This is a genomic window from Nocardia sp. NPDC051981 (assembly GCF_040680715.1).
Lineage (GTDB): Bacteria > Actinomycetota > Actinomycetes > Mycobacteriales > Mycobacteriaceae > Nocardia.
In genome coordinates this window covers 401,470-416,523 of the sequence record NZ_JBFAXK010000001.1, presented here as the reverse complement: position 1 = coordinate 416,523, position 15,054 = coordinate 401,470, and the positions used below count along the sequence as shown (strand labels likewise).

Below are 15,054 nucleotides of genomic sequence, written 5' to 3'. Positions count from 1 at the left end.
CTGCCACCAGCAGGGCCGAGTAACGCGGCCTGCGTGAACCCGATGAACAATGTCGGTGCACGCGGCGGTATGGGCAATGACGGACAGGATGAGGACAGGCTGCATGATTCGGGTGGTCGGGGACCGGAAGATCGAGCTCGTGGCGGTGGCGGCATGACCCGCACGGCGCGCGTACGTCCCACCCGGACCCGCCGTGGACCCCACATTCCGACATTGCCGCAGCTGCTGGCGACCGCGGTCGAGGCCAATCCGGGTGGCCTCGCCGTCACGGTCGCCGACGCCGACCGCAGCCTGGCCGCGCTGAGCTACGCCGAACTCGACGAGCGTTCGAACCGGCTGGCGCGCCTGCTCATCACCCGCGGCATCGGCCCGGAGGATCTGGTCGCGGTCGGTATCCGCCGCTCGCTGGAGTCGGTGGTGGCGGTATGGGCGATCGCCAAGACCGGCGCGGGCTTCGTCCCCGTGGACCCCAACTATCCGGCCGACCGCGTGCGGCACATGATCTCGGACTCGCGAGCCGTGCTGGGCCTGACCGTGGCCGACACCCGCTCGGGCCTGCCGACCACGCTGCCCTGGCTGGAGCTGGACACCGAGGAGATCGCGGCCGCCGCCCAGGGCTATCCGGCCGAACCGGTCACCAATGCCGACCGCGCGCGCCCGCTGCGCGCCGAGCATCCGGCCTACGCCATCTACACCTCGGGGTCGACGGGCCTGCCCAAGGGCGTGGTGGTCACCCACACCGGCCTGGCCGCGCTGACCGCGGAGATGCGTGACCGCTTCGGCATCGGGCCGGAGTCGCGGGTGCTGCAGGTGGCCACCCCGTCCTTCGACGCCTCGATCATGGAACTGCTGATGGCCATCGGCGCGGCCGCGACCATGGTGGTCGCGGTGCCCGAGGTGTACGGCGGTGACGAACTGGGCCGCCTGATCGCCCGGGAGCGGGTCACCCACGGCCTGATCACGCCGTCGGTGCTGGCCTCGCTGGACCCGGATCAGCTCACCACCATGGAGGCCATCGTCGGTGGCGGCGAGGCCATTTCGGCCGAGCTGGTGCGCCGCTGGTCCGGCGACCCGTCCGGTCGCCGCCGCTTCCACAATGCCTACGGCCCGACCGAGGCGACCATCGCGACCAATATCTCCGATCCGCTGTCCCCGGACCGGCCGGTGACCATCGGCGCCCCCATTCGCGGCGCCGCCGCGTACGTGCTGGACGAATGGCTGCGTCCGGTGCCGGTCGGCACCCCGGGCGAGCTGTACATCGCGGGTGCGCTGCTGGCGCGCGGGTATCACGCCCGGCCGGAACTGACCGCGGCCCGCTTCGTCGCGAACCCGTTCGACGGGGGCGCGGGGGCCCGGCTCTACCGCACTGGTGACCTGGTGCGCGCCAATGCCGCCGGTGAGCTGGAGTATGTGGGCCGCAACGACTTCCAGGTGAAGATCCGCGGCCTGCGCATCGAGCTGGGCGAGATCGACGCGGTGCTCGCCGGGCACGAGTCGGTCGACTTCGCGGTCACCGTCGGTCACGAGGTGAACGGCCGCGCCACCGCGCTGGTCTCGTATGTGCATGCGGCCCCGGGCTTCCCGGTGGACACCGCGGTGCTGTCGGAGCTGGCCGAGCGGACGCTGCCCGCGCACATGGTGCCGGCCGCCATCATCGTTCTCGACACCATCCCGTTGACGCCCGCGGGCAAGCTGGACCGCCGCGCGCTGCCCGAGCCGGAACTCGAGGTCACCGAGTACCGGGCCCCGGAGACGGCGGCGCAGCAGGCGGTGGCCGAGGTCATCGCCGAGGTGCTGCGCCTGGACCGGGTCGGCCTCGACGACGACTTCTTCAGCCTCGGCGTGGATTCCATCACCGCCATCCAGATCGTGTCCCGGGCGCGGGCCCGGGGTCTGGGCTTCAGGCCCAAGGAGATGTTCGCCGCCCGCACGGTGGCCGCGCTGGCCGAGCTCGCGGTGCCGGTCGACACCGCCGCCGCCACCGAGGAACTCGCCACCGGACCACTGGTCGAGTTGAGCGCCGACGACGAGGCGCGGCTGCGTGAGCGCTACCCGAACCTGTCGGAGGTGTGGCCGCTCACCCCGCTGCAGACCGGCATGCTGTTCCACGCGCGGCTGGCCGAATCCTCCGTCGACGCCTACATGGTCCAGTTCGCCCTCGACCTGGCCGGTGAGATCGACGTGGCGCGCGTGCACGCCGCCGCCCGCGCCATGCTGGACCGGCACGTGAACCTGCGGGTGGTCTTCGCCGAGGACAGCGCGGGCAATCCGCTGCAGATTGTCCTCGACGAGGTCGAACTGCCCTGGCAGTACCTGGATCTCAGTGACCGGGTGCCCGCCGAGGCGCTGGCCGAGACCGACCGGCTGATGGCCTTCGACGTGGCCCGCCACTTCGACATGGGCACCGGGCCGCTGCTGCGCGTGGCGCTGTACCGCACGGCCGCCGACCGTTGCAGGGTGTGTGTCACCAGCCACCACATCCTCATCGACGGCTGGTCCATGCCGCTGCTCATCCAGGACATGCTGCTGCTGTACGCGGCCGGCGGCGACGCGGCGCAGATCCCGGCGGTGCGGTCCTACCGTGACTACCTGGCCTGGCTGGCCGCGCGCGATCACGCCGCGGCGCGGGAGGCGTGGCGCGAGACCCTCGACGGGTTCACCGAGCCGACGCCGCTCGCGGCCGTCGATCCCTCGCGCGAGATCACCTCGGGCATCGGCGAAGTCGCCTTCCAGCTGTCCGAGGACGACACCGCCGCGCTCACCCGGGTGGCGCACGAGGCGGGCGTCACCCTCAATACCGTCGTGCAGGCCGCGTGGGGTCTGCTCATCGGCCGCAGCACGGACCGCGACGATGTCGTCTTCGGCGCCACCGTGTCCGGCCGTCCGCCGCAGCTGGCGGGCATCGAGACGATGATCGGCCTGTTCCTCAACGCCATCCCGGTGCGGGTGCGGCTGACCCCGGGCAGCACGCTCACCGAGGTGCTGCGGGCGCTGCAGGACGAACAGGCCGCGCTGCTCGACCACCACTATGTCGGGCTGGGCGAGATCCAGGAGATCGCCGGAGTCGACGGGCTTTTCGACTCCATCGTCGTGTTCGCCTCCTTCCCGGTGGACGAGGAGTCCCTCGACGACGCCGCCGCGCCCATCGACGGCGCGGGCATTCTCGGCGCGTCCGCGGTGAACGGCACCCACTATCCGCTCACCGTCATGGTGCAGCCGCGCGGCAAGGGCCTCGGCTTCGGCGTGAAGTACCTGCGCGACCTCTTCGAGGCGGACGCGGCCCAGGCCATCGCGGACCGGCTTTCGGCGCTGCTGTCCCGCATCGCCGCCGACCCGCGAGCGCGGGTGGCCGCGGTGGACGCGCTGCTCGACGGCGAGCGCCGCGAGCTGGCGGCCGTCAATGCCACCGAAGTGCCCGAGCTGCTGGACGATTCGACGCTGCTCACCCTGTTCGACGCCCAGGTGGCGCGGACCCCGGACGCCCCGGCTGTGATCTTCGGCCGCACCACCCTGACCTACGCCGAGCTGGACGCCCGCTCCCGCCGTCTCGCGCAGGAGCTCACCCTGCGCGGTGTCGGCGCGGAATCCCGGGTGGCTGTGGCCATGCGGCGCGGCATCGATCTGGTGGTCGCCGTCTACGCGGTGCTGCGCTCCGGCGGCGCGTACGTGCCGGTGGATCCCGATCACCCGGCCGAGCGCAACGAGTACGTCCTCGCGGGTTCCGCGCCGGTGTGCGTGCTCACGCGCGCGGCCGACGACTTCGAAACCGCCTCCGGCGTACCGCTGTTCTTCGTGGACGCGCTCGCGGGCGCGGACCCGTTCGTGGAGGTCGCCCCCGCGGGTGTGCGCCCGGACAATGCTGCCTACGTCATCTACACCTCCGGCTCCACCGGCCGCCCCAAGGGCGTGGTCATCACGCACCGGCAGATGGCCAACCAGTTCCGCTGGGCCCAGCGCACCTACCCGCACCGCGCGGGCGACGTGGTGCTGCACAAGACGCCCATCACCTTCGACATCTCCACCTGGGAGCTGTTCTGGCCGTTGCAGACCGGCGCGGCCGTGGTGGTGGCCGAACCGGACGGGCACCGCGACCCGGCCTACATCGCGCGCACGATCGACGAATACGCCGTCACCTCCGTGCATTTCGTGCCGTCCATGCTCGACGCCTACCTCGACGGCGCGGCCCGGCGGCACCCCTCGCTGCGCTGGGTGTTCGCCGCCGGTGAGGCCCTCACGGCGGAGAGCGCCACGAAATTCGCTGCCGCGCTGCCGGATACCGTGCTGGTGAACTGGTACGGCCCGGCCGAGGCCACCGTGGTCACCGCGCACCCGGCCGAGCGCGTCCACGGCGTCGCCGTGCCGATCGGCAGGCCCGTCGCCAATACCCGGGTGCTGGTGCTGGATCGGCAGCTGCGGCCGGTGCCCTTCGGCGCGGCCGGTGAACTCTATGTCGCCGGCGTGCAATTGGCGCGGGGCTACCTCGGCGCGCCCGCGCTCACCGCCGAACGCTTCGTCGCCCACGAGGACGGGCAGCGGCTCTACCGCACCGGTGACGTGGTCCGCTGGATCGACGTCGGCGGTGCCGAACCCGTCGGCTCGGCCGGCGCCTCGCATGCGCTGGAGTACCTGGGCCGCAGCGACTTCCAGGTCAAGCTGCGCGGCCAGCGCATCGAGCTCGGTGAGATCGAGACCGTGCTGCTCGGCCACCCGGCCGTGCACCGGGCCGCGGTCTCGCTGGTGCGCGGCGCGAGCGGCGACCGCCTCGTCGCCTACGTGGTGCTCGAGGACGGCGCGCGGGTCACCGACGCCGGACTGCTCTCGCACACCCGCGAATCCGTGCCGTCCTACATGGTGCCCTCCGCCGTGGTGCGGCTGGACGCCATGCCGCTCAACGCCTCCGGCAAGCTGGACCGCAAGGCGCTGCCGGTGCCGCAGTTCCAGGCCCGCGAATACCGCGAGCCCGCCACCGCAGCCGAGCGCACGGTGGCCGAGGTGTTCGCGACCGTGCTGCACCTGGAACGGGTGGGCGCGGACGACGACTTCTTCGAGCTGGGCGGCAACTCGCTGAACGCCACCCGGGTGGTGGCGCGGTTGGGCGCCGCGGTCGGCACCCGGGTGCCGGTACGCGCCCTGTTCGAGGCGCCCACCGTCGCGGAACTCGCGAATTCGCTGGGCGCACTGGACGATTCGGCCGTCGCGCCGCTGCGGCCGATGCCGCGGCCGGAGCTGGTGCCGCTGTCCTACGCGCAGCAGCGCATGTGGTTCCTCAACCGCCTCGACACCGACGCCGCCACCTACAACCTGCCCATCGCGCTGCGCGTCACCGGCCCGCTCGACGTGCCCGCCCTGCGCGACGCCGTGGCCGACCTGGTCGCCCGGCACGAGGTGCTGCGCACCTACTATCCCGAGCACGAGGGCGTCGGCCACCAGGTGATCCTGGACGTCCACGAGCCCGACGCCATGCCCTCGCTGCCGGTCGTCCCGGTCACCGAAGCCGAGGTGGCGCAGGTGGTCTCGGAGGCCGCCTTCGCGCCCTTCGACGTGACCACCGTCCCGCCGCTGCGGCTGCGGCTGCTGCGCCTGGACGCCGAGGACCACGTGCTGGTCTGCGTGGTCCACCACATCGCCGGCGACGGCTTCTCCGGCGGCCCGCTCACCCGCGACCTGATGACCGCCTACTTCGGCCGCATGCAGGGGCGGGAACCGTCCTGGACCCCGCTGCCGGTGCAGTACGCCGACTACGCGCTGTGGCAGCGCGAAAGCCTCGGCGACGAACACGATTCCGGCTCGCTGCTGGCCCGCCAGTTCGACTACTGGCGCTCCGCCCTGACCGGACTGCCCGATCAGCTGGAGCTGCCCACCGACCGGCCCCGGCCGGCGGTGGCCTCCGGGCGCGGCGCGGTGCACGCCTTCGATATCGACCCGCACGTGCACGGCGCCCTGAACCGGGTTGCGCAGCAGCACAATACGACGCTGTTCATGGTGCTGCACGCCGCCTTCGCGGTGCTGCTGGCGCGGGTGTCCGGCACCCGCGATATCGCCATCGGCGCGCCCATCGCGGGTCGCGGCGAGGCCGAGCTGGACAACCTGATCGGCATGTTCGTCAACACCCTGGTGCTGCGCACCGAGGTCGACCCCAACGCCAGCTTCGCCGAACTGCTCGCCGCCGTGCGGCAGACCGACCTGGCCGCCTTCGAGCACGCCGACGCGCCGTTCGAACGCATTGTGGAGCTGCTGGATCCGCCGCGCTCGCAGGCCCGGCACCCGCTGTTCCAGGTGTCGCTGACCGTGCAGAACATGACCCCGGCCGTGTTCGAACTGCCCGGCGTCACCGTCTCCGACGTCGACCTGACCGTGCCGGTCGCCAAGTTCGACCTGGATCTGACGCTGGTCGAGCGGACCACCGCCGACGGTGTGGCACAGGGCATTTCGGCCGCGTTCACCTACGCCACCGACCTGTTCGATCCGGAATCCCTGGATCGGCTGGCCGAGCGGCTGCGCCGCACCCTGGTCGCGGTGGCCACCCATCCGGAACGGGCGGTCGGCGACTTCGACCTGCTGGCGGTGGACGAACGGCAGCGGGTGCTGTCGGACTGGAACGCCACCGCCGTCGACGTCGCGGCCGGGCTGCCCCGCGCGGCCACCGCGACCCTGGTGTCGCTGTTCGAGACCCAGGCGCTGCGTACCCCCGCCGCCATCGCCCTGGTCCATGACGGCGAGCAGCTCACCTACGCCGAGTTCTCGGCCCGCGTCCACCGCCTGGCCCGCCGCCTCATCGCCGAGGGTGTCGGACCGGAATCGCTGGTGGCCCTGCACATCCGGCGCTCGCTGGACTTCGTGACCGCCGTCTACGCCGTGTTGGCCGCGGGTGGCGCCTACGTGCCGCTGGACCCGGACCAGCCCGCCGAGCGCATCGCGCACGTGCTCGACACCGCCGAACCGGTGTGCGTGCTCACCACTTCCCGCGACGCCTTCGACGCGGGCGCGCACCCGGTGCTCGAGATCGACACCGCCATCCTCGCGGGCTACGCCGACCGCCCGGTCATCGACGTGGAACGCCGTGCGCCGCTGCGCGCGGAGAACACCGCGTACGTCATCTTCACCTCCGGCTCCACCGGCCGTCCCAAGGGCGTGGCCGTGCCGCACGCCGCCGCCGTGAACCAGATCCGCTGGATCACCGCCGAATACGCGCTCGACGGCGACGACATCGTGCTGTTCAAGACCCCGGCCACCTTCGACGTGTCGGTGTGGGAACTGTTCGGCCCCTTGGCCACCGGCGGCCGCATGGTCGTCGCCACGCCCGACGGGCACCGCGACCCGCTGTACCTGGCCGATGTCATCGCCGCCGAACGGGTCACCCTCACCTCGTTCGTGCCGTCCATGCTGCGCGCTTTCTCGGCGGCCGCCGATCCCGCGCTGCTGACATCGCTGCGGGCGCTGCTGGTGGCCGGTGAGGCGTTCACCTCCGACGCGGTCGACGCCTTCCGCGCGATCAGCCCGGCGGAGCTGCACAACCTGTACGGCCCCACCGAATTCACTGTGCACGCCACCTACGCGCCGGTCGCCGGCGACGTCTCCGGTGCCGTGCCGATCGGCGGCCCGGTCTGGAACGCCCGCGCCTACGTGCTGGACTCGCGCCTGCACCCGGTCGCCCCCGGCCTGGTGGGTGAGCTCTACCTGGCGGGCGCGCAGCTGGCCCGCGGTTACGTCGGCCGCGCCGACCTGACCGCGGATCGCTTCGTGGCCAGCCCCTTCCGCCGTGGCGAGCGCCTGTACCGCACCGGCGACCTTGTCCGGTGGAACGCCGATGGCGAGCTGGTCTACCTGGGCCGCACCGACTTCCAGGTGAAGCTGCGCGGCCTGCGCATCGAGCTCGGCGAGATCGAGGCCGCCCTCACCTCGCACCCCTACGTGGACCAGGCCGTCGTGGTCATGCGTTCCGACTCGGACCTCGGCGACCAGCTCGTGGCCTACGTGGTTCCCGAGATGTCGAGCACACAGGGTCGCGGCGCAAGCGCGGGGAGCGAAGCGGGGGAGCGGAGGAGGGAAGAACGAGACTTCAGCGCCGCGAACCCGCCGGAGCGCAGCGGAGGCAAATTGAGCACCGCGCTGAAGGCGCACCTGGCCGCCCGGCTGCCGTCCTACATGGTGCCCGCCGCTCTGGTGGTGCTGGACGCCATGCCGGTCAACGCCAACGGCAAGCTGGACCGGAAGGCGCTGCCCGCACCGGAATTCGAGGTTCGCGAATTCCGCGCCCCGGTCTCCCCGGTCGAGCAGACCGTCGCCGCCGTCTTCGCCGAGACCCTCGGCCTCGGCCACCCGGTCGGCCGCGACGACGACTTCTTCGCCCTCGGCGGCAACTCCCTGGTCGCCACCCAGGTGGTGGCCCGCCTCGGCGCGGCCCTCGACACTCGCGTCCCGGTCCGCATCCTCTTCGACGCGCCCTCGGTGGCGGCGCTGGCCGCCGCCCTCGAATCGGCCACCGGCACCGGCCGCCGCGCCCTGGTGGCCGGTCCGCGCCCGGAGCACATTCCGCTGTCCCCGGCGCAGCAGCGCATGTGGTTCCTCAACCGCTTCGACACCGAGTCCGCCGCCTACAACATCCCCGCCGCGGTCCGGCTCACCGGCACCCTGGATGTGGCTGCGCTGCGCGCGGCCGTCGCGGATGTGGTTGCGCGCCACGAGATCCTGCGCACCATCTACCCCGAGACCGACAACGGCCCCGTGCAGGTGGTGCTTCCGGTCGCGCAGGCGACGCCCGTCCTCGAGGTCCGCGCCGTCGCCTCCGGCGAGGTTCCGGACGCGGTGCTCGCGGTGGCCTCGCACCTGTTCGACGTCACCACCGAGGTGCCGCTGCGCATCGCGCTGTTCGAGATCACCGACGCCCCGGGCGAATACGTGCTGGCCCTGGTGATCCACCACATCTCCGGTGACGGCTCGTCGGTGACCCCGCTGACCCGGGACCTCATGGTGGCCTACGCCGCCCGGTCCATGGATCTGGAACCGGCGTGGCAGCCGCTGCCGGTGCAATACGCCGACTACGCCATCTGGCAGCGCGAACTGCTGGGCGACGAGCACGATCCGCAGTCGGTGGCCGCCGCCCAGATCGGCTACTGGCAGCAGGCCCTGGCCGGACTGCCCGACCAGCTCGACCTGCCCTCGGACCGGCCGCGCCCGGCCGTGCAGTCCTTCCACGGCGGCAAGGTCGAGCTCAGTATCGACGCCGCCGCCCACCGCGCGCTGGTGGACCTGGCGCGCGCCGAGGGCGCGACACTCTTCATGGTCGTGCACACCGCGCTGGCCGTGCTGCTGGCCCGGCTCTCGGGCACCGACGACATCGCCATCGGCACCCCGATCGCGGGCCGCGGCGAAGAGGAACTCGACGACCTGATCGGCATGTTCGTCAATACCCTGGTCTTCCGTACCCGGGTGGACGGGGGCGCGAGCTTCACCGAACTGCTGGCGCGGCAGCGCGAAACCGACCTCGCCGCCTTCGCGCACGCCGACGTCCCGTTCGAGCGCCTGGTGGAGGTGCTCAACCCGGTGCGCTCCACCGCCCGGCACCCGCTGTTCCAGGTGGGCCTGTCCTTCCAGAACCACAGCCAGGCCGGTCTGGAACTGCCGGAGCTGACCGTCGCGGGCCTCGACATCGACACCGAGCTGTCGCAATTCGACCTGCACCTGATCGCCGCCGACCGCTACAGCGAAACCGGTGAGCCCGCAGGCATTCTCGGCCACTTCACCTACGCGACCGCCCTGTTCGACCAGGCCACCGTCGCGGGGTTCGCCGAGCGCTTCGTGCGGCTGCTCACCAGCGTGGTGGCCGAACCGGCGACCCCCGTGGGCGAGGTGGAGCTGCTCGCGTCTGCGGAACGGGCCCGAATCCTGCAGGGCTGGAACGACACCCGGCACGAGGCCGACACCCGCGCCACGCTGGCGTCCCTGCTCGACCGGACCGCGAGCGCCCACGCCGGGCGGACCGCCCTGGTCGCCGACGGCGAGGGCGAGCTGACCTACGCCGAACTCGCGCAGCGGGTCAACCGCCTGGCGCGCCACCTGATCTCGCTGGGCGTCGGCCCCGAGTCCCGGGTGGCGCTGGCCCTGCGGCGCTCGACCGACCTGGTGGTGGCCATGTACGCGGTCACCGCGGCGGGTGGCGCGTACGTGCCCGTCGATCCGGATCAGCCCGCCGAGCGCACCGGCCACATCCTGGAATCGGCCGCGCCGGTGTGCGTCCTCACCACGAGCGCGACCGGCTTCGTGACCGGTCTCGCACCGATGGTCCGCATGGACGAGCTGGCGACGGATTCGGTTCCGGCCGGGCCGATCACCGACGCCGAGCGGGTCGCGCCCCTGCGGCCGGCGAACACCGCCTACGTCATCTTCACCTCGGGATCGACCGGCCGCCCCAAGGGCGTGGCCGTGCCGCACGCGGCGATCGTCAACCAGTTGCAGTGGAAGACAGCGGAATTCGATCTCGGTGTCGACGACGCGGTACTGCTGAAGACGGCGTCCACCTTCGACCTGTCGGTGTGGGAATTCTGGTCCGCCGCCGTCTCGGGCGGCCGCCTGGTCATCGCCGAGCCCGACGGCCACCGCGACCCCGTGTACCTCAACGCGCTCATGGCCCGCACGGCCGTGACCGTGCTGCACACGGTGCCGTCCATGCTGGACGCGCTACTGGCCGAATCGAATTCGGCCGTCGGACCGGGCGCGCTGCGGCGCGTGCTGGCCATCGGTGAGGCGCTGCCCGCGACGCTCGCGCAGCGGTTCCGCACCGCCTTCCCTTCGGTGGGCCTCTACAACCTGTACGGCCCGACCGAGGCCGCGGTGTCCATCACCAACCACGAGGTCACCGCCGCCGACCGCGTCTCGGTGCCGATCGGCGCGCCGGAATGGAACAGCCGCGTCTACGTGCTCGACGCCCGGCTGCGTCCGGTGCCCGCCGGGGTGCCGGGCGAGTTGTACCTCGCCGGTGCGCAATTGGCGCGCGGCTACTTCGGGCGACCGGATCTGACCGCGGATCGCTTCGTGGCCGACCCGTTCGCGACCGGCGAGCGCATGTATCGCACCGGTGACCTGGTCGCGTGGAACTCGACCGGCGAGCTGGAGTACCGGGGCCGCACCGACTTCCAGGTGAAGATCCGTGGTTTCCGTATCGAGCTCGGCGAGATCGAGGCGGCGCTGCTGGCGCTGCCGGAGATCGCCCAGACCGCGGTGCTCGCCAAGACCGACGCCAAAACCGGCGACCGGCTGGTCGCCTACCTGGTCCCGTCCGGCTCGGATATCGAGGTGCCGCAGGTGAAGTCGGCCCTGTCGGCGGCGCTGCCGTCGTACATGGTCCCGGCCGCCTTCGTGGTCCTCGACGCCCTGCCGCTGAACGTGAACGGCAAGCTGGACCGCGCCGCGCTGCCCGACCCCGAATTCGAGGCGGCCGTCTTCCGTGCCCCGGCCACCGCCCTGGAACAGACCGTGGCGGAGGTCTTCGCCGAGGTGCTCGGCCTGGAGCGGGTCGGCGCGGACGACGACTTCTTCACCCTCGGCGGCAACTCGCTGCTGGCCACCCAGGTGGCGAGTCGCCTGCGCACGCTGACCGGCGCCGAGGTCCGGGTGGCGTGGTTCTTCACCGCGCCGACCGTGGCCGGACTCGCCGCGCAGATCCTGGCCGCGCTCGAGGGCGAACACGACTTCGACTCGAATTCCGAAGCCGGACTTCAGGTCGTGCTGCCGATTCGCGCCACGGGTACCCGGACACCGATCTTCTGCGCCCCGCCCATGTCCGGAATGTCGTGGTGCTACGCCGGTCTGGCGCGCTTCCTCCCCGAGGACCAGCCGTTGCTCGGCCTGCAGTCGCCCGCCCTCACCGAGGCCGACTACGACCCGGCCGACCTGGCCGACGTGGCCCGCCGCTACGCCGCCGAAATGCGCGCCATCCAGCCGGAGGGCCCCTACCGGGTGCTCGGCTACTCGCTCGGCGGCATCCTGGCCTACGCCATCGCCACCGAGCTGCAGGCCGCCGGACAGCAGGTCGACCTGGTCGCGATCCTGGACTCCTATCCGGAGTCGAAGTCCGACTTCCGGACCTCGATCCTGGACGAGTTCGCGACCATCGGCGTCGGCCCCGAGGCCTTCCCCGACGGCGACCTGCTGAACCTGAGCGAGGAGGCGCTCATCGCGCTGCACGGCGCGGTGCCGCCGGACCTCGGCGTCCTCACCCTGGACCGCCTGCGCCGCATCTACCGCGGCGCGGTGCGCAGCCTCGAGCTCGAATCGCAGTACCGGCCGCGGCATTTCGACGGCCGCGTCGAGCTGTTCCGGGCCGAGTTCCTCAGCGCCGGTATCCCGCAGGCGAAGTCGTCCGCCGACTGGCGGCCCTACGTCAGCGGGACCGTGGGCGAGCACCCGGTGCCCGGCACCCACCAGATGATGACCACCGCGGAAGCCCTCGCCGTGATCGGCCCGGTGCTGGCCGGCCTCATCGAGCGCGCCGACACCGAACCGGCCGGCGATACCGCCGCTGCCGCCGAGCTGGTGGGCACCCTGCCTGAGCTCATGGCCGCCGCCGTCGAGGCGAATTCGGACGGCGCGGCGGTGATCATCCGCGGTCGTGCCTTCACCTACGCCCAGCTCGACGCCGAATCCTCGCGTCTGGCACGGGTTCTCATCGATCAGGGCGCGCGCCCGGGCACCCGGGTGGCCGTGGCGCTGCCCCGCTCGGTGGCGCTCATCCTCGCGGTGTGGGCGGTCGCCAAAACCGGTGCGACCGTGCTGCCCGTGGATCCGGCCACCGGTGATACGAGTGCGATCGACTCCCGGACCACGCACGGCCTGACTCTCAGCGCCGCGATGGCCGCGCTGCCTCCGCTGGCCGCCGGCGGGGAGTGGCTCGTGGTCGACGATCCGCGCGTCGGTGCCGACGTCGAATCCCGTTCGCCCGCACCGGTCACCGACTCGGATCGAAGCGCACCCGTCGCGCCCGGCGACGCGGCCTGGGTCGATCGCGCGGCCGACGGCTCCGGCGAGGTGGTGCTCGCCCAGGCGGACCTGCACGCGATCGCCACCCGGACGCTGTCCTTCGGCCTGCACGGCGAGGCGCGGGCGATCTATCTCGCGGCGGCCGGGTCGAGCCTGTCCCCGCTGGAACCGCTGCTGCCGCTCGGCGCCGCCGCCGCCCTGGTGGTCGCGCAGCACCGGGCCTACGAGCCGGGCGAACTCACCGAGCTGCTCACCCGCGAGGCGGTGACTCACCTGGTCCTCGCCGAACCGGTGCGGGACGCCCTGTCCCCGGCGGTCCCCGCGGACGTGCGGATCATTGCCGCCGAGGACCTGCGCGCCCGGCCCGTGGCCGGCGCCCGCGACGACGCCGTGTCCGCTACCGGCGAGCCGGCGTCCGCCACGGACGAATCCGCGTCCGCCGCAGGGCAGTCCGAGGAGCTCGAGGTCGACTGGGCCACCACCGCGGTGCTGCCGGTGATCAGGCCCGAGGATCTCGAGCGGTCGGTGAAGCTGCGCGATCCGGAACAGGCCGCCGAACCCGAATCGCTCCGGGAATCCGAGCCGGATCCCGATATCGCGTTCCGGCCGGTTGCCGAGCCCGAGCCGGTGCGCTCGGCCGCCGCCCTCGCACCGGAGAACAACGCGACGGCCGCACCCGAGGAGACCGCACCGGCCGCGTCGCCGCGCGTGGCCGTCAAGAATCCGGTCATGGGGCCGAGACTCAGTGCGGTGGGCGAGGTTTCGCCGCTGCCCGCGGGCGCCATGGGCCTGCTCGAGGTGGAACCGTCCGGGGTCTGGGTCCGGGCCATCACCCTCGATATCGCCGCCGGCATCTCCGGCACCCGGGTGCGCCGCTCGGTCGCCGGACTGCTGGACCGGCATCCGGGCCTGTGGGCGCGACTGCGCCGTAATGGCGACGCGGTGGCGCTCGACATTCCGTCCGCCCAGCCGCGCGGCGCCGCGGTGGTCTGGCAGATCGACCCCAACCTGGAGGCCGTCGGTGACCCCATCGAGGCCGTGATCCACGCCGCCGCCGCCGAATTGGACCCCGAGAAGGGGTACAACATGCGTTTCGTGCTGGTGGAGAACGTGGCGACCGACCCGGCGGAGGACCCGCAGGACCGGCCCGCCGCCGTGCTCGTCGTGGTCGCCAACGGCCTGGTCGTGGACGACGCCTCCTGGCGCACCGTGATCGAGGACCTCACCGCCTCCTGGTCCGGCGGCCACGCCACCCCGCACAGCGCGGATGCCCATCCGCTCGGCATCGCCCGCGCGCTGGCCGAACGCGCCGTGGACGCCGACACCATCGACGAATTGGACTGGTGGCGCGGCCGGCTCGCCGACGCCGCGGAGGGCGTGTCGCCGGAGCTGGTGCTCGGCGACGCCGATTCCGGCGCCCGCGGCCGGGTCTCGGTGTCCATCACCGGCGAGGGCGCGGCGGCCGTCGACGGTGTGGCGCGCCGCTACGGCGCCAGCATCGACGACGTGCTGCTGGCCGCCCTGGCCGCCACCCTGCTCGACCCGGGCGCCGAAACCCTGCGCGACACACTGGGTTCGGTGGTGCGGCTGATCGCCGACGGCCGCACCACCGGCGATCCGGCCGGGCTGCGGACGGTCGGCGCGTTCAGCACCACCTACCCGTTCCCGCTGCGCCTGGACGGCGTCGACCTCGCCGAGGTGCGGGCCGGCGGCCCGACCGCGGGCGCGGTGATCGAGCAGATCCGCGACCGGGTCCGCGAAGTACCTTCGCAGGGAGTCGGTTTCGGGCTGCTGCGGCACCTGAACCCGGAGACGGTGGCGGAGATCGCCGTACTCCCGGTGGGCCGCATCGGCTTCCGCTACCGTGACCTGCGCCCGGCCCGGGTCTACCCGGAACCGGTCGCCGACGACCTGTACCTGGACATCACCGTGGACACCACCCAGGACGGCCTGATCGCCCGCTTCGATTTCGTGGGCACGGTGCTCGGCCTGGACCAGGTCAAGCAACTGGTGGAGGGCTGGGTGCAGGCGCTGGGTGGACTCGCCGAGCACGGGCGCTGACGCCCGCGGTGTGACCGA

1 protein-coding gene is annotated in these 15,054 nt (G+C 72.4%); it reads left to right on the top strand.

Translation table 11 applies throughout. The annotated features are described in order from the left end of the window. The first annotated feature begins 153 nt into the window (after positions 1-153). A complete protein-coding gene (locus AB0L60_RS01770; protein ID WP_364605706.1) occupies positions 154-15,036 on the top strand; it encodes an amino acid adenylation domain-containing protein in 14,883 nt (4,960 codons plus the stop codon). Positions 15,037-15,054 lie beyond the last annotated feature (18 nt).